Origin of the sequence: Paenibacillus spiritus (assembly GCF_008710135.1) — a bacterium.
GTDB lineage: Bacteria > Bacillota > Bacilli > Paenibacillales > Paenibacillaceae > Paenibacillus_AQ > Paenibacillus_AQ glufosinatiresistens.
Genome location: NZ_VYKK01000030.1, coordinates 111,013 through 127,687 on the forward strand (window position 1 = coordinate 111,013; position 16,675 = coordinate 127,687).

Below are 16,675 nucleotides of genomic sequence, written 5' to 3' on the forward strand. Positions count from 1 at the left end.
GTTAATGCTTGCTGTGGGCTTCTCCGTCCCGGGCGTTCAGCTTCGCAATCAGCTTGTCGCCCTCAACGTCCAGATTCGGAAGCAGCCGGTCCAGACCCTTCGGCAGCCACCAGGCTTTATCCTTGAAGATCGCCATGACGGCGGGTACGAGCGTCATGCGGATGACGAAAGCGTCGATCAGAATGCCGAACGCCAGCGCGAAGCCGATCTGCTTAATCATGGCGTCCGGCGCGAAGATGAAGCCCGCGAAGACGGAGACCATGATGACGGCGGCGGCCAGCACGACGCGGCTGGCCAGCTCATAGCCGTGGATGACGCTCTCCGTGCCGCGGTGGCCGTGAACGTACGATTCCCGCATCGAACTGACGAGGAAGACCTGGTAGTCCATAGCAAGGCCGTACAGAATGCCCGTCACCAGAATCGGCATGAAGCTCAGCAGCGGTCCGCCGGTATCGAAGCCGAACAGGCTGTGGAGCCAGCCCCATTGGTAGACGGCCGTCGTAATACCGAAAGTCGCCAGAATGCTGAGAATGAATCCGACGGTTGCCTTGATCGGCACAATGACGGAGCGGAAGACGAGCAGCAAGATAATTACCGAGAGAATGACAATGATGCCGACATACAGCGGGAAGGCATCCGCCAGCTTGGAGGACATGTCGATATTGACGGCGGTGAAGCCGGTCACTCCGATCTTTACTCCGCCCGCTTTGGCAAGGTCCGAATCGGCGGCCCGCAGATCCTGGACCAGATCTTTTGTCTCCGTGTCCGTCGGGCCCGTCTTCGGAATCAGGCTGATAATCGCCAGCTTGCCGCCTGCGCCTACGCCCATCGGCGTAACCATCGCCACATTCTCATGCTTCTGGAGGCCCTGGACGAGAATGCCCAGCGTCTCGGCGGTAACGGCGCCCGAAGGATCAGCCGGCTCGGCCACCAGCACGAGCGGACCGTTGAAGCCCTCCCCGAATCCGCGCGAAATGGCATCGTAGCTCTGTCTCGCCGTCGTATCCAGGTTGGCCGAAGCGCCCGAAGGAATGCCGAGTTCCATTTTGGCTACCGGAATGGCGGCCGTGCCAAGCACGGCAATGACGGCGACCACGATGACCCAGCGGTATTTCACCGTTCCGCTTGCCCAGCGCTGGGCGAACCCGCGGCGGACACCGTGTCCGACCGGCTTCGCCTTCTCCCGGGCTTTGGCGGAGCAGATGCGCTCTCCGACCAGTCCGAGCACGGCGGGAAGCAGAGTCAGGGCCAGCAGCACGTTGACGAACACGCTGGCTGCGGCGACAAGAGCCATAGTCGACAGGAACTCGATGCCGATAATCAGCATGCCGCACAGCGCGATAATGACCGTCAGACCGGCGAAGAAGACCGCGCTGCCCGCTGTCCCGATGGCCCGTCCGGCCGCTTCGCGGGCGGTCAGCTTCTGGTCAAGAATGAGCCGGCGCTGCCGGTTGACGATGAACAGCGCATAGTCGATGCCGACGGCCAGCCCGATCATGACCGCCAGAATCGGCGTGATGTCATTGAGATGAATGAACTTGGATACGGCAAAAGCTGCGCCTACGCTGATCGCGACGCCCAGAATCCCGGTCAGAAGCGGGAGACCCGCAGCGACGACCGAGCCGAGCGTCAGGAACAGCACGACCGCGGCGACCACGATCCCCACGGCTTCCGTCGAGCCGATGGCGATCTGGTTGGACAGCGATTCGCTCGGAATCGCCTGAAGGCCGCTTCCGCCCTGCTCGGCGGATTCCGCCGCGTCAATGACCGCGTTCAGCTGCGATTCGGACAGCGCCGTCAGCGCCTCCGTGAACTGGAACTGGAACAGGGCTACGCTTCCGTCGGCCGAGAGCATGACGCCCGGCACCGGAGCGCCGTCCGCCATCAGCGGGCCGTACGGGGCCGCAGCCGCTCCCTGAGCGGCGCTCTGCTGGGCGGCAGCAGCGTCCTGCCTGGAGGCGTCTGCCTGACCGGCTGCGGCCTGTTGTCCTGCGGCATCTGCCTGACCCGCAGCGGCTTGTTGTCCTGCGGCGTCCGTCTGACCGGTTGCGGCTTGTTGTCCTGCGGCATCCGTCTGATCGGCTGCGGCGGCCGCCTGCTTCGCAAGCTCCGCCGGGTTAATGACATAGTTCAGCTTGTAGACTTCGCCTACGGCCTGCTGAATCTGCTTCAGCCGTTCGGGCGTATCCAGCCGTTCTCCCTTGGGAGCCGTGAAGACAACGCTGCCCTGCCCGCCGGCCGCCTGCGGCAGTTCCTCCGCAAGCTGATCCAGCACCTTCTGCGCTTCCGTGCCCTCAATCTTCATCTCCGAGCTGGAGTGAATTCCGTTGACTCCGATGAGCGCTCCCACGACTGCCAGGACAATAATCCAAGCGCCGAGGAAATACCACGGCTTGTTAAAGGCTTTTTTGCCCAAGTTATATAAGAATGTCGACATTCGGTATGATCTCCCTCTCTTTGTTCTGAATCATGGCCTCCGGTCCGCCTTTAGAACCCGTTCCGCAAATAGGCGAACGTTGTCTCCAGAAATTGATCGAACGGCAGCGCTCCCGGACTGTCGCTCTCGCTCTCTCCCGGCATCCGCACGTTCAGATTGCCTTCCAGAATGGGCACACAGGCCCCGTATACCGCTCCGACGAGAAGCTGGACGTACCAGGCCGGATACCGGCCGCGCACAAATTGTTCGAGCACCTCCTGAGCCGCCAGCTGCACGCGCCGGAACACGCTCAGCGTATACGGCTCCAGAGCCGGGTAGCGCTTCGAGAGCGCAACGAACCGGCGCAGGCGCTGCAGGAACCCGGCGGTCAGTTGCATTCTCAGCAGGCGGTGCAGAATATCCAGCGGCACCGCATCCGGCGGCAGGCTTGCCACCAGTTCTTCATACTCCTCCTGGCCGCTGTTGACCGTCACCGCAGCTGTAGCGACCGCTTCCTCCTTGCAGGAGAAATAGTTGGCAAAGGTTCTGCGGGATACGCCCGCCCGCTCCGCAACATCATCCACCACAAAGCCGTCCAGCCCGCGCTCCAGCGCAAGCTCATAAGCCGCCTCGGCCAGCGCGGTCGAGGTCGCTTCCTTCTTCTTGTCCCGCAAAGTCTGTCTGGGATGCAGCAATCCTCATCCTCCCTCCTTCCCGGAATGAATAGCATAACGTTCATTACCCGTTCCGCAAGCCTATTATTGCACAAAATGCAAACTTGCGCAAAAGGCAAGTTTATTCCTCCAAAAAAGGCCTCTTCCGTTACCGAAAAAGGCCTTTGGCTTAGGTCATGCTGCAATTTTCATTTCCGCACGGGTTCTGCGGTACACGGCGGCATAGCCTGCTGCGGAGACCATACTCAGCCCGATATTGAACGCGATCAGCAGCTGATAATTGTGGAACCAATCGTAATTAAGGCCCCGGCCACACCCGACAGAGCCCCGCCTGCCTGGTGAATCAGAATGAGGAACCCTGTGATGAGGCCGGCGGAGATTCCTTGCTGCTCCAGCGTCTCGTTGGCCAGCAGAATGCCTCCCGGCAGGGCGCCCAAATAGCTGGCACCGAAGATCAGCGAGAAGAGGAGCGGACTTGCCGGGAAATGAAGAAACAGGATCAGAAAGGCAACCACCCGAACGGCATAGAGACTGGCCAGGGCCAGTTCTCTTCTCATCCGGTCCAGCAGGAAGGAGAATACGATCCCTCCAAAAAGCTCAAGCACACCCAGGAGCGTCAGCGAGGAAGAGAAGACCATCCGGTCTGCGCCGGCCACCTGATAAATTGCCATCAGATGCATTTCCACCGTTCCCATGCTGAACCCGCAGGTAAAAAGGGCTGCCATTACGGCGATTATGCGGCCGTCCCGCAGCTTCCGCGCCAAGTCCGCGGCCGAACGGAGACTCGGCCGCGGCCGGGGTGCCGGAGGCACAGCGGGCGGCTCCGGCAGTCGGTTGGGATTGGGCCGGACGACCAGAAAGGTCAGCGCGCAGAAGATTACGCCCGCCGCAACGCTGAACCCGTACAACGGCCTCCAGCCCAACCGGTCCTCATTCATAATGAAGACCGGACTTAGAATGGCAAGCCCCAGCGAGCCTGAACTGTTCAGCAGCACCAGCACCTTGGCGCGGTGGGAGGCGAACCAGTCGGCCACAAACACATAGTTGGCGGACGCCGCAATGCCTACAAGTCCCGCCAACAGGCCGAATCCGATGAAATAGCCGGTGGTGGACGGAAAGAGCAGCAGCGTACCGACCGAAGCCGAGGTCAGAAGCGAGCTTGCCATCATGACTCTGCGGTACCCGTACCGGTCTGCCAGATACCCTCCCACGGGAGAACAGAGCGCCCCGATTATAATATTGACGGACCAGGTGGTCCCGAGAAAGCTTCTTCCCGTGGACAGATAATGCGAAATATCGTTCTGATAGTAAGATTGCACGAAGCGGTTCACGGAACTGATGAACCCGTAGATCCAGAAATAGACGAAAAGGAACCACGCATAGCGCGTTCCCGGGGATAACGCCAAGAATCGGTTCCTCATCGCGAGCTCTCCCGTTTAATATTCCGTCTCAAATATCTTTTCATTTTGGTCGCTTAGAAAGATAATTTTTAATTGCGCCGTCGGGTTCCATATTCGATGGTCTTTAATAATGAGATACTTCTCTCCGTGGTACTCATACTCGCGAGTTTTACCGTCAATTATTAAGGAATACGTCTTAGCCTCTCTCAAAACTCGCAAATTATTAATGATGAGTCCTATAGAGCCCTTCTGTAAACCTCCGATGACAATCTTTTCTTTAACAAGCCCACTGGATTTCACATAACCAGAGGAGCCTCGATAAATATAAACATAAGGTGAACTAAAAATATAGTATTCACAACTGATCGATTTCATTTTGGGTAACCGTTTTTTTGCAACCTGTTAGAACCAACCATACACAGGAAAAGCAAATAAACGTTAGCGTTATTCGCTTCATCTCCGTTCTCCCTTCTTATGACGAAAAACTTAATTTATTCCAAAATTATAAATAACCTGAACACTTCCTGACAAGGCAATACTTCTCGTTCTCCAATTAATCACAAAAAACCAGTGAGGCCCGGTGGGACCTCACTGGTTGCATGAAATTTACTTTGAGGACATTCAGGTCTAGATCTTGTACGCCTTCATCGCCTTGCGCAGCTCCTTGAAGCTCGGACGCTTGCCGTACATGAGCACGCCGGTGCGGTAAATCTTCGCAGCCAGCCAGCCCATCACGAGGCTACTAACCAGGAGAATCAGAAGCGAGACGAGAATCTCCCAGGTCGCCACTTCACCGACGCCGATCCGCAGCAGCATGCTGAGCGGAGAAGTGAACGGCACGAAGCTGGCAATTTTGACGAGCAGCGTGTTCGGAGCGGAGATGCTGAACATCGGCACGTACAGGTTGACGAAGCCGAGCAGCATGACCGGCAGCATCGCCTGGCCCAGGTCCTCGGTCCGGCTGACGATCGAGCCGAGCGCCGCATAGATCATCGCATACAGGAAGTAGCCCAGAATATAGAAGATCAGGCCGTAGACCAGCAGGCTGATGCTCATCTGCCCCAGATCAATATCGAAATCGTCGAGGATGCCGGCATTATTCGGCAGCATCAGGTTGACCGCCACCGTACCCGCTATAATCCCGATCTGCAGAAGCCCGATAAAGAAGATGCCGAGCACCTTGCCGAACATTTGGGCCAGGGGCGATGTGCTGGTAATCAGAATCTCCATAATGCGCGAGCTCTTCTCCGAGGTAACCTCGGAGGACACCATGTTCCCGGTGGTGGTCAGCGTGATGAAGAAGAGCATCATCAAGGCGTACACGATTACATAGTCGACGACTGCCGGCGAGTCTTCTTCGCCGCCTGCTGCGCCGTCTCCGCCGCCGTCTGTCACCTTGGCCTCGCCAAGCTGCACCGGCGTATTCATGGCGGTGATCTCCTGCTGGGTCAGCCGGTCTCCGGCAATGAGCTGCGCCTGGACCTGCTGCAGCGCCGCCTGGAGCTTAAGCTGCAAATCCTGGCCCATGCTTCCGTCCTTGCTGTGGAAGGTGACCGGCGGCAGTCCCTTGCCGGTTCCCTGCTCCAGCGTCAGGTAGCCGTCCAGATCACCGTTATCCATCGCCTTGCGGAGCGCCGCATCGTTCTCCGACGGGTAGGAATCCACGACGAAGCCGTTCTCGGTTCCGGAACGCTGGGCATAGTCGCGCAGCAGATCGGCCGAGCGGGTTGCCTGCTCCGTGCCGGTCACAACGGCAATATGAATGCCGGCCGTATCGTCGTCGCCGCTGAACACCTTGACCATATAGGGGATATTCATCCCGATGCTGATCAGGATCACCATAATAAGCGTCGTCACCAGGAAAGCCTTGGTCCGAATCTTGTTCAGAAAGGTAAAGCCGATCACCGTGGACATATTATTCATGGGATTCACCTACCGCTTCAATGAAGATTTGGTTCAACGTCGGTTCCTTGATTTCAAAATGCTCCACTTCCGTCCCGGCTGCCGCCAGCTGCAAAATGCGCTGGGCTGCCGCCGGTTCGGCAATCTTGATGAAGTAGCCCTGCTCCGACTTGGCAACTCCCGTTACGCCGGCGATGCCTTCGAGATCCGTAAGCTCCGTCCGCGTCCGAAGCTGCACTTCGTTCCGGGGATAGCTCTTCTTGATATCCCGCAGATCCCCCTGCACCACCGTCTTCGAGCGGTCGAGAATCGTAATGTGGCGGCACAGTTCCTCGACATGCTCCATGCGGTGCGTCGAGAACAGAATGCTCGTTCCCTGATCCCGCAGCTCCTTGACCGTTGCCTTCAGCAGTTCAACATTGACCGGGTCCAGCCCGCTGAACGCTTCGTCGAGAATCAGGATCTGCGGCTTATGTACCACTGCGGCGATGAATCCCATCTTCTGCTGGTTGCCCTTGGACAGCTCCTCGATCTTCTTGCCGTAATATTCCGGCACCTCGAACCGCTCCAGCCAATACTTCAGACTCTTGTCGGCCTCGGAAGCCGACATCCCGCGCAGCCGGGCCAGATAAATGATCTGGTCGCTGATCTTCACCTTGGGATAGAGCCCCCGCTCTTCCGGCAGATAGCCCATCAGCTGGCGAAGCTCGTTGCCGTACGGCTTGCCGTTGTACAGAATCCGGCCGTTGTCCGGATAGATCAGCCCGAGCACCATGCGCATCGTTGTCGTTTTGCCGGCCCCGTTCGCCCCCAGCAGGCCGTAAATCTCGCCGCGTTCCACCTTCAAGTCAATATGGTCTACTGCGGTCTTGTCTCCATACTGCTTCACCACTTGTTCCAGCCTCAACGCTTCCATTACGATAACCCCTCCCCTGAGTTCAAGCCAGCCGGTTCATGTCCCTTGATCCACAAGCCCAGAATTTCTTCCAGTTCCAGACTTCGGCTCCCCTTTACCTTTACGCCAAGTTCGTCCAGACGTTTCCGAATTTCGGAAGAATTTGCTGCGACAAAAGAGGCCATCCCCTCGCCTTCCATCTGCGGCTCCATCAGCCCGGGCAGCTCCGCCTCAAGCTCCGCCAGTTCCTCCGGGCCGTCCGCCTGCACCCATATCCGGGCCCAGGCTGCAAAGAGCGCATCCTTCTCAGCCATGCCGAGCAGGCGGCCGCCGTCCATCGGCACGATATAATCGGCAAGCCGTCTGACCTCCTCCACCAGATGGGTGGAGATCAGGATGGTTGCTCTCCGGCGCTCGATATAGGCCTGAAGCGCTTCAATCATCGTCTTCCAGGCGAAAGGGTCCAGTCCCGAAGACGGCTCATCGAGCAGCAGCAGGCGGGGCGACGACGCCAGCGCTGCGGCCAGTTCGTATTTGCGCCGCTCGCCCTTCGACATCTTTCCGAGCCGGGTAGCGGCCGGAACCTCGAACTTCTCCATCAGCTCCGTGAACAGCGCGCTGTCCCAGTCCGGGTACCAATGGCTTCGGAACCGGGCCGCCTCGGCCGGCAGCAGGTCCCCTTCCTCCTCTCCGGGAAGCTCGGGAACGTAGGCGATCCGGCGCCGCAGCTCCAGCGGCAGCTCGCCGGACGACGGCGAGCCGTACCACAGAATCTCCCCTTCATCCGGCTGAATCAGCTTCAACAGCAGCCGCAGCAGCGTGGATTTACCGGATCCGTTCTTGCCGACAAGCGCGGCGATAAAGCCTTCCGGCAGGGCCAGGTTCACCGGACCGATCGTTTTGCCCCGCCGCCGCTTGATCACCCCGCGCATCTCTACCGCATTCGTTGTCATGAATGGTCTCCCCCGTCCATTCCGTATTGCCGTTCCAGCGTCTGCCGGAACAGATCCTCTACTTCTTCAGCGCCCATCTGCACCGAACGCGCGGCCTCGACCGCAGTCTCCAGCGCCTTGCGGACCGTCTCGGTGCGGTATTCTTCACGGGCTTCAGTGCCGACATGGGTGACAAAGGTTCCGGTTCCCTGCCGGGTTCGAAGCAGCCCTTCGTTCTCCAGGTCCTGATACACCCGTCTGACCGTAATCACGCTGCATTTGAGATTTCCGGCCATTTCGCGGATGGAGGGAAGCATCGTGCCTTCCGTGATCGAGCCCCCGATAATCAGTGACCTCAGCTGACTCTCGATCTGGTGGTACAGCGGCTCCGCGCTGTTCTCGTCAATCTGTATCGGTATCACATCGTTCCACCCTCCTTGTCGGCCTCAAGCGAGGTCCCGGCGCTTCAGCCGCTGCAGCGTCCACCGGCCCATCAGCAGCAGGGAGGCCGCTCCGGCTGAGAGCATGCCCCACGGAAGCGGCGAAGCCAGTCCCCGGTCCCGGCATAAGCGGGCCGAGAACAGCAGGAGATTCCCGCCGGACAAGCCGACCGCTCCGGCAACCCCGGCAATCAGAGCCACCAGCACCACCATGGCCACAAAGTACATTCTGCCGCTGTGAGCCATCTCGAAGTGAATGAATACCGAGGTGATCACCAGACCGTAGCCGATCCAGGCCAGCACAAAGGCCAGATAGGCTGCCGGCGGCAGCGAATGCCGGGCATCGGGACTGAGCGCATACAGCAGGCCGAAGAAGATCAGGCCGTTTAGGCAGAAGGCTAGCAGAGACTGGAGCTGTCTTTTGCACAGAACCGCCTTCGACGGCACCGGCAGCGTACGCAGATAGGAGAGCGTCTTCGTGTACACATCGCTGCCCCAGTAACGCAGGGACCGGCGGCAGTAGACAAAGCCCAACATCGGCACCGTCAGCAACAGCAGATAGTCCGCAATAATCATCGGGTCCTGGTCCTTCAATCTCTCCTGCAGCATGACTCCGGTGAATAATCCGAAGTAGCCCATCATCACCAGGGAGAACGCCACGACCTTGATGATCCGCATTCGGGTACCCATCATCTCGCTCTTAAGCAAAAACCAGGCTTCTCTCATCGTACTCATTGATTTCTTCAACCTCGCTCATGTGTGCTTACTGTATATATCTATATGCACAGTATAATCACACGGCAAATAGGCGTCAATATTTTCCTGCAAAAAAAGAGAACCCGGCCAGCCTGTCCGAAGATTTCTCTTCTTGGCTGGCCGGGTTCTCCGGCGTTCCCTCATTTATGGCTCCTCCGGAACCGGCGCGTTCTTGGCGCAGACCCGCTCCCGGGACCGGACCCGAATCATCGGGAGATCAATTAGGAGCGTCCGCCTTTGCGGCCCGCTTCTTCGCGGCTCATCTTGCCGTTGCCTTCATTGCCGTTGCCGCGGGCTTCGCCGCCCTTGCGGCCGATTTCCTGATAGAACTCTTTATCGTGGCTGTCGGAGGTTGCTTCTCCGCCTTTTTTGCCGATTTCCTGATAGAAATCCTTGTCATGATTCTCGGAGGTTGCTTCTCCGCCCTTCTTACCGATCTCTTGATAAAATTCTTTGTCGTGATTCTTGGATGTAGCTTCTCCGCCCAGACGACCTGCTTCTTCGCGACTCATCTTGTTGTTCTCATCGTTTCTTGCCATTTCCAACTCACTCCTCTGAATTTGTGGTAGTAGGGTGTGCCATGCGGCAACACTCTGTATTTAAACGTCTGCCCGTTATTCAAACGGATTTCACATCAAATGGGAAGTTCGTCCCGCCCTCACTCCCGCCTCTCCTCGTGATACCCATCCGGCGGAACGGCAATCTGGGAAGAAGGTCTCTTTTTGCCGGACGCCGCCTTTGGCAGAGAGCCTTGGAACGAGCGGAACCGCCGGCCTGACGGCCGGCGGTTCCTGTACTTGCGAGCTTAGGCTCCTATTATAATTTCCCATACCGGCTTGGTGTGGCCGCCCGGATACATCAGGTACAGCAGCACATAGACCGTACTTCCCGTGATGGCCGTAATGAACCAAATGACTGCCGTTACTCGTCCCCATTTGCGATGCTTCGCATACTTCTCCCGGAAGCCGAGCACCAGCGTCGTAATCCCGAAGACAGCGGCGACCGAAGCCAACACAATATGAAAGATCAGGAAGACGTAGTACAGACCCGACAGATGCGGGGGGCCGTTCCAGTCGGTGTTGCCCACAAACAGCGTCCGCGACGCATACACCAGAAAGAACAGAATCGCGAACACAGCGGCCCAGATCATAGTCTTCTTGTGCGCTTCGCGCTTGCCTTGAATAATGAGTCGCCAGCCGACCGCCACCAGTATCGCGCTGATTACGATAAAGGATGTGCTGATCGTCGGAAACACGGTGAATATGTCCATTCCGATCCTCCTCGAAGCTTCCCTGTACCGGGCAGCTCCTGTTTACACAGTCTGCCCGTTCTCTTGTTTATACCATTGATACGGGACAAAGCCAAGTCCGGTTCTCCAACAACAAAAAACCGCACCCGCGGTCCTGCCGCTTCGGTACGGTTGAATTCCAGTTCATCATGTAAGTTCGCGCTTGCTGCGCCGCGAGATGCGCTTCGGTCAGGAGACGGAAGAATTCATTCTGCCGAGCTCATGCTCGACCACCATCGTCAGTTCTTCCTCATAGCCGCCCGTAATCCGGTATTTCCGGACATATTCCTTGACGAATTTCTTGGGGTCCTTTGGCCGAAAAATCCGTGTCATCTCCCGCAGACTTTCCTTGACTTCATTGTGACCTTTGCTTGCCATGATCAGTTCCCTCCCAAAACATTGAAATGAATGCTCCGTCGTAGAGAATGCATGATGAAAAGTCCGCCGTTGCTTCTCGAAAATGCGGGCTGCCGTCAGGCTTGCGCGGCCCTGGGGCCGCATGCCGCATCTTCGGCTCGGCGCGGCTTCCGAAGAAGTCCCTCGTGAGCCTCCGGCCAGCATGCCGGTGAAGCAGGTTCGTCTATTTTGGGTCTGAGAAATGCAGGGGCGAATTACGCACCTGACCGTATAATAACCCGAAACCCAGGGGTCTGAATCATTGTACGGGTCTTATCCCCTTATTGTAACATATTCCGGACCAAGTTCCACCTTACCTGTCAACCATCCGCCAAAAAAATTTATTTCTCCCTGTCCGGAAACGGGAATACCTGTTCTATTATATACCGGAACCCGAACATTCGTACAGGGACCAGACGATTATATGCGAGAATGGGTAAGAATAAGGATAGACAGGCATTGCGCCTTATCCCTTCATTAGCGAGGAGCTGCTCCATGAAACAACCTGTACCCATTCTGCAGTCTCCGCAGCGGGCCGTCCCGTTCCTGCCCGCTGCCCGTCCCGAGGATACCGGCACCGCGCCGGACCCGCTTGAGGAAGCGCACCGCACCGTACTGCGCGAGTACGGCAAAATGCACAGCATGCTCGTTGCACGCGGAGGCCGCCTCATCTTCGAGCGCTATTACGGCGAAGGCGCGCCGGCCCGGCTGAACGATCTCCGCTCGGCCACCAAGAGCGTCACTTCGCTGCTTGTGGGAATCGCCGCCGGCCGGGGAGACCTGCCCGGCATTGAAACGCCCGCTGCCGGAATTCTCCGCCGCCATGTGCCTTACCTTCACTCGGAAGAGCTGCCGGAGATTACGCTCCGGCATCTGCTCACCATGACAGCGGGCTTCAGCTGGCAGACCGGCAAGCGGCTCGGCGAGCCGCTCATCGCGAAGTTCCACCGCGCCCGGCGGTGGGCCTCTTTTGCCATGAGCCTGCCCATTATCCGCGAGCAGATCGGAACGTTCCAGTACCGCAGCACCGACTCGCATCTTCTCTCCATGGCGCTGACCGAATGCACGGGGCTGGACGCCTTCAGCTATGCCAGGGAGCATCTGTTCGGTCCGCTCGGCATTGAACACGCGGCCTGGAACGCCAGCCCCGAGGGGCACAGCATGGGCCATATCGGGCTGCACCTGACCTCGCGCGATCTCATCAAGCTCGGCATCTGCCTGCTGGAGGACGGCCGGTACGGGCAGAAGCAGATTGTGCCCGCCGAATGGCTGAAGGATGCGCTGTCCGCCCAGACCTCCGGCTATCCCGCCTACGGCGACTACGGCTACCAGTTCTGGACAGGCGTCATGTCCGGTCAGCCGTTCACTCTGGCGCACGGACACGGCGGACAGCAGATTCTGCTGCTTCCCCGCCTGGATGCGGTCATCGTGTTCACTGCGGAGAGCCGCACCGGCCACTGGAAGCATCCGCGCAAGCTTGTGGAGCAGCATTTGATCCCGGCGATGACCGGCGCCGCCAGCCGTTCCTAGAACCCGTCCCTGCCCGCCGGCATAAGTTGTCCCGCTCCCGCATAGTCTGAGCATATGCAGACAGACCAACCAAGGAGCGTGAACGCCTTGTCCCCCTTCCGATCCTCCACCGGCCTCCCGGATTTCGCCGCGGCGGCCCTGTGCTATGCGATTCCGTTTGCCGGTTCCGTCGTCTTCCTTGCCCTTGAGAAACGCAGCCGCTTCGTTCTGTTCCACGCCCTGCAATCGCTGCTTGCCTTCGGCGCGCTCATGGCCGGACATATCGTCGCTGGCTTCATCCCGATCCTCGGCCCGCCGATTGCCGCCCTGCTCTCGCTGCTGGGCCTGGGGCTGTGGCTCTTCATGATCTTCCACAGCCTGCGCGGCCACTGGTACCAGCTCCCCTGGGCGGGGCCGCTGGCGGATCGGCTGATGCGGGGGTTGTAGAGGAGAGATTTATTGGAAAAGTAAAGGCAAGAGAGACGCATACCCAGTCCTAACCGGTATGCGTCTCTCTTGCCAACAGTTCCATCTTGTACCCAGAGTGCTGTTGTTAAAATAGCAGGGGTTCAAATTGTTCATTCTTTTGCGATATAGGCCTGTAATTATCATCGACATAAAAGAAGGATTGGGGCGGTGTAAACGGAAAATCGAAGGCTTTGGGATCTATAGGCTCGCTGTAACGTTCAATTTCTCCAATTTTAATTGCATACGCTTTATCTCTGCGGTTGAAATATTTCTTATAAAAGCTGTGTGTAATCCCTGAGAAATGATTCGTCTTTCTCCAAATGGAGTCTGGCTCACCATTTAAAATAGCTTCTATGCTAAATTCTCCTACTATTCTCCCTTCGGGCATTGTCGAATAAATTACAACCTTATCAACCTCTTTTTTGAAAATTGTCTTGCGGTATTCGTATTTCTTTTCTTCGCTGAATATTTTGGCAACAAACTCAGGCTTAATCGATAGCAATACTTTCACTCACTCCACCTTCTTTAAGTATTTGATCTAATTGATTATCTGTCAGTGGGAGAAAAGACCATCTTAATTTACGTCCTTAATCTATCCCTATCTCCTCAATCAGTTTTTTTCTGATCAGCCTTTTACTAAGGGCTGCATTGTATGTCATTTTTATAGTATAACATTTGCCTTGATCATACCAATATCGTAAATCTTCTTTATCAAATACGCTGTACGTGCTGGCATAAGCATAAAAACTGTTAAAGTCAGCAAATTCGTTCTGGCTTCTAACTTCCTCTACTACACAAATCGAAGTCGCTACAGAACTGTACTCTGCCTTTTGGCCTTGTGTAGCGGTCCTGTACATTACCAATATATCTCCGCGAGTGTATAATAGGTTTAGCGGATGGATGGTTCGATAGTTCCCCCTCTTTCTACATTTTTCAATAAATTTCTCCAAGATCCAAAGGAAATACTTCCAAAAAAATCAATTTTTCTAAGAGATATACAAAACGTATCCAAATAATCATGCATGATTGGAGCGCTTCCATGTATTTGTTCATCATAAATCCCCGCGCGGGCGGCGGGGCGGCCGCCAAGGTATGGCAGGCGGCCCAGGAGACGCTGCGGGAGCGCAGCGTCTCCTACGAAGCGCTGCTTACAGGCAGCGCGGAGACCGCCGGCGCCGAGATCGCCCGGGCGCTGGGCCGCCGCGCCGGCGCCTGGACCGCCGCCGTCGTCATCGGCGGCGATGGCACGCTGCACAGCGCGCTCGGCGCTATCGCGGCGCACGGCGTGCCGCTGGGGATCGTTCCCGCCGGCTCCGGGAACGACACGGCCCGCGGCTTCGGCGTGCCGCTGGACGCGCCGAAGGCGCTGGAAGCCGCGCTGGCCGGATGCGCGGCTCCGGCCGACATGCTTCGCGCCGGCAGCCGGAACACCGTGACGGCGGTCGCCAGCGGCTTCGACGCGCAGGTCGCAGTGAACGTCAACCGCAGCCGCTACAAGGCCGTCTGCAACGCCCTGCGCGCCGGACGGCTGGCCTATCTCATCGGCGTGCTGCATACGCTCGCGACCTTCAAGCCGTGCCGGGCCCGCGTCGTCTGCGGCGGCGAAGAACGGTTCTTCGAGGACGTCTGGCTCGCCTCGGTCTGCAACCTGCCGTCCTACGGCGGGGGCCTGCGGATTGCGCCGCAGGCCGACAGCGCCGACGGCCTGCTCGACGTCTGCGTCGTGCACGGGATCGGCCGCTGGAAGCTGCTCCGGCTGTTCCCGACGCTGCTCCGCGGCAGCCATGTGAAGCTGCCGTATGTAACCATGCTCCGCGGCGCCGAGGCGGAGATCGCCTTCGAGCGGCCGATGCCCGCCATCGGCGACGGGGAGCCGCTGCCCGCAGGGCCCCTCGCCGTACGCTGCGAGCCCGGGGCGCTGCGGGTGCTGTCGCCGCCCGCGGCGCGGGCCGCGTCCGCAGCGGACAGCCCCCGCGCGCCGGGCTCGGAGAAGCTTCTGCGCCAGCCTGCCGGCTAGAGGGAGTCCCGGCTTAGGAGAATGTCGGCACAGGAGGAAGCGCCTTGCGCGCGTTTCCCGTCCCGGCCCCCATCGCCGGTTCTGCGCACATCAAAATAACCCGCCGGCTTCCGCCGGCGGGTCTCTTCGCTTGTTCATGATTCATAATTAATCTGCAATCAGGACAACGCTCTTCGGTTCAGCTTCTCCATCATCTTCTCGATCGAAGCCGAAGTCTCCTCGTAAGCGAGCTCTTTCTTGCGCTGGTAATCTCCCGAAGGGCGTTCGATCGGCGAGAAGACCAGGGCATTCTTCGGATACCTCGCGCCTTTGACCGCTTCCTTCACATCTCCGTCAATGGACACAAACACCTTGGCTGCCACCCTAGATCACCCCTTCCAGGACCGAGATCGCGAGTTCAAACAACTCGCTGTTTGTATTCATCATACCATCTTCCACGTTTTTGCGGTAGTCCACATAGAATTCGGTATTCCAGCCTTCTCCGCAGGGGAAATGGAACGTCAGGACAAAGCCGCCGCCTTTGAGGCAGACATAGAGACAGTTGTTGTCCTCCCGGAAAAAGATGCTGTCATACCCGTGCTTCTGGGTCAGCACGACATAGGAAGACTCATCGGTCAGCTCGTAATCCTTGGAGGTCGCTTCCCCGGCCGATTCTACGAAGGCCATCCGGCCGTCTGCGTACCGGTACACCGTGACGGCGGTACAGTCGCGGAAGCGTCCGATCTCGCGCTTGACATAGCCGAAATCATTCACAATCAGGTTGCCCCGGGCGGACCGCTTCAATTCGCCCAGCAGCGCCTTCAGGTTCCCGGACCGGTCGAGCTTCAGATAAGGAAGGATGCGGGAGGTGAAGCCTTTGTAATGCCTCAGCTCTCGGGTCTGGGCCAGACTCGTTTCAATATCCTTCTTGTTTCTTAACATCTCTACGCCGTTGCGAAACATATCGCTCAGCAGCGAATCCCACGGAATCTGCACGCCGGGCGTCAGATTCTCGACGAAGATCTTCTCTTCGTTCATGATTTCATGCAGGAAGACCCAGACGTAGGGTTCCACATGGCTGAGCGATGGGCCGATCCGGTCCTGATGAAGCTTCAGATTCGCGATCATGTCCTGCGGAGACGGCCGGCCCGCTCCCCGGTCCCGGCATTCCCGGATATATCCGGACAGGATCGATTTGACGGTCCGCAGATACTCCGACTTGACGTCCACTTCGACGAATACCAGGATCGGCTTGCCGTCCTCCAGCGCCTGCTCGAACTCCAGATGGGTCACCGAGCGCCCGTGTTCCGTCACCGAGCCGGCATAGTAGCCGACGAACAGAACAAAGACGTCGCATTCCGTTACCATCCGGAGACATTTGGTTATGGAATCCTCTCCGTTCTGCCAGGCGCCGAAGTTCTTCTCGTACATCAGGGCTTCATGGCCCAGCGCGTTGATTCGCTCGAAGCTGTCGGCTCTGAGTCCCGCGAAGGACGCCTGAGAAGCCGAGCTCAGAAAAATCCGTGTTTTTGGCAACCGACATTCCCCTCTTTAACCGGAATCCCCAACTCTTGCTCCATAAATTGTATAATATTCCAGCCTT

Annotated in this window: 17 protein-coding genes; 3 read left to right on the forward strand and 14 right to left on the reverse strand. The window is 57.9% G+C overall.

Annotation, left to right across the window (positions count from 1 at the left end; translation table 11 throughout):
* Position 1 precedes the first annotated feature (1 nt).
* From F4V43_RS18150 to F4V43_RS18200, 11 genes are all read right to left on the reverse strand, one after another.
* A complete protein-coding gene (locus F4V43_RS18150; protein ID WP_150459679.1) occupies positions 2-2,437 on the reverse strand; it encodes an MMPL family transporter in 2,436 nt (811 codons plus the stop codon).
* A 50-nt stretch (positions 2,438-2,487) separates the two neighbouring features.
* Positions 2,488-3,111, reverse strand: coding sequence for a TetR/AcrR family transcriptional regulator (locus tag F4V43_RS18155; protein WP_223879955.1), 624 nt, complete (start codon positions 3,109-3,111; stop codon positions 2,488-2,490).
* Between the two features lie 245 nt (positions 3,112-3,356).
* On the reverse strand, positions 3,357-4,511 hold the full coding sequence (locus F4V43_RS18160) for an MFS transporter (RefSeq protein WP_223879956.1): 1,155 nt from the start codon (positions 4,509-4,511) through the stop codon (positions 3,357-3,359).
* A gap of 606 nt (positions 4,512-5,117) precedes the next feature.
* The gene (locus tag F4V43_RS18165) at positions 5,118-6,413 is read right to left on the reverse strand and encodes an ABC transporter permease (RefSeq protein ID WP_150459680.1); all 1,296 of its coding nucleotides are present in this window, start codon (positions 6,411-6,413) and stop codon (positions 5,118-5,120) included.
* Positions 6,406-7,308 carry an ABC transporter ATP-binding protein gene (locus F4V43_RS18170; protein ID WP_150459681.1) on the reverse strand — a complete coding sequence of 301 codons (903 nt, stop codon included), beginning with the start codon at positions 7,306-7,308 and terminating at the stop codon, positions 6,406-6,408. The genes F4V43_RS18165 and F4V43_RS18170 overlap by 8 nt, the downstream gene beginning before the upstream one ends.
* Complete coding sequence (locus F4V43_RS18175) at positions 7,308-8,240, reverse strand: ATP-binding cassette domain-containing protein (protein WP_150459682.1); 933 nt, start codon at positions 8,238-8,240, stop codon at positions 7,308-7,310. Before F4V43_RS18175 ends, F4V43_RS18170 begins: the two co-directional genes overlap by 1 nt.
* Entirely contained in the window at positions 8,237-8,641 is a 405-nt protein-coding gene (locus F4V43_RS18180) for a GntR family transcriptional regulator (RefSeq protein ID WP_150459683.1), read from the reverse strand. The genes F4V43_RS18175 and F4V43_RS18180 overlap by 4 nt, the downstream gene beginning before the upstream one ends.
* A 24-nt stretch (positions 8,642-8,665) precedes the next feature.
* The gene (locus tag F4V43_RS18185; protein ID WP_150459684.1) at positions 8,666-9,394 is read right to left on the reverse strand and encodes a hypothetical protein; all 729 of its coding nucleotides are present in this window, start codon (positions 9,392-9,394) and stop codon (positions 8,666-8,668) included.
* A gap of 242 nt (positions 9,395-9,636) precedes the next feature.
* Positions 9,637-9,954 carry a KGG domain-containing protein gene (locus F4V43_RS18190; RefSeq protein ID WP_150459685.1) on the reverse strand — a complete coding sequence of 106 codons (318 nt, stop codon included), beginning with the start codon at positions 9,952-9,954 and terminating at the stop codon, positions 9,637-9,639.
* 266 nt (positions 9,955-10,220) lie between these two features.
* Positions 10,221-10,685, reverse strand: a complete 465-nt coding sequence (locus F4V43_RS18195) for a DUF420 domain-containing protein (protein WP_150459686.1) — start codon at positions 10,683-10,685, stop codon at positions 10,221-10,223.
* A gap of 207 nt (positions 10,686-10,892) precedes the next feature.
* Entirely contained in the window at positions 10,893-11,081 is a 189-nt protein-coding gene (locus F4V43_RS18200) for a hypothetical protein (RefSeq protein ID WP_150459687.1), read from the reverse strand.
* Positions 11,082-11,594: 513 nt separating this feature from the next.
* On the opposite strand from F4V43_RS18200, the gene F4V43_RS18205 reads away from it, so the two are divergent.
* Both F4V43_RS18205 and F4V43_RS18210 read left to right on the forward strand, forming a co-directional pair.
* Positions 11,595-12,629, forward strand: coding sequence for a serine hydrolase domain-containing protein (locus F4V43_RS18205; RefSeq protein ID WP_150459688.1), 1,035 nt, complete (start codon positions 11,595-11,597; stop codon positions 12,627-12,629).
* Between the two features lie 87 nt (positions 12,630-12,716).
* Positions 12,717-13,055, forward strand: a complete 339-nt coding sequence (locus tag F4V43_RS18210; protein ID WP_150459689.1) for a DUF4870 domain-containing protein — start codon at positions 12,717-12,719, stop codon at positions 13,053-13,055.
* 106 nt (positions 13,056-13,161) lie between these two features.
* Here F4V43_RS18210 and F4V43_RS18215 read toward each other — a convergent pair whose 3' ends face one another.
* Positions 13,162-13,587, reverse strand: a complete 426-nt coding sequence (locus F4V43_RS18215) for a hypothetical protein (RefSeq protein WP_150459690.1) — start codon at positions 13,585-13,587, stop codon at positions 13,162-13,164.
* 507 nt (positions 13,588-14,094) lie between these two features.
* On the opposite strand from F4V43_RS18215, the gene F4V43_RS18220 reads away from it, so the two are divergent.
* The gene (locus F4V43_RS18220) at positions 14,095-15,093 is read left to right on the forward strand and encodes a diacylglycerol/lipid kinase family protein (protein ID WP_223879957.1); all 999 of its coding nucleotides are present in this window, start codon (positions 14,095-14,097) and stop codon (positions 15,091-15,093) included.
* 158 nt (positions 15,094-15,251) lie between these two features.
* On the opposite strand, the gene F4V43_RS18225 is transcribed toward F4V43_RS18220, so the two are convergent.
* Positions 15,252-15,455 (reverse strand): hypothetical protein, encoded by a 204-nt coding sequence (locus F4V43_RS18225; protein WP_150459691.1) that lies wholly within the window; start codon positions 15,453-15,455, stop codon positions 15,252-15,254.
* A 1-nt stretch (position 15,456) separates the two neighbouring features.
* Positions 15,457-16,608 (reverse strand): DUF4062 domain-containing protein, encoded by a 1,152-nt coding sequence (locus F4V43_RS18230; RefSeq protein ID WP_150459692.1) that lies wholly within the window; start codon positions 16,606-16,608, stop codon positions 15,457-15,459.
* Positions 16,609-16,675 lie beyond the last annotated feature (67 nt).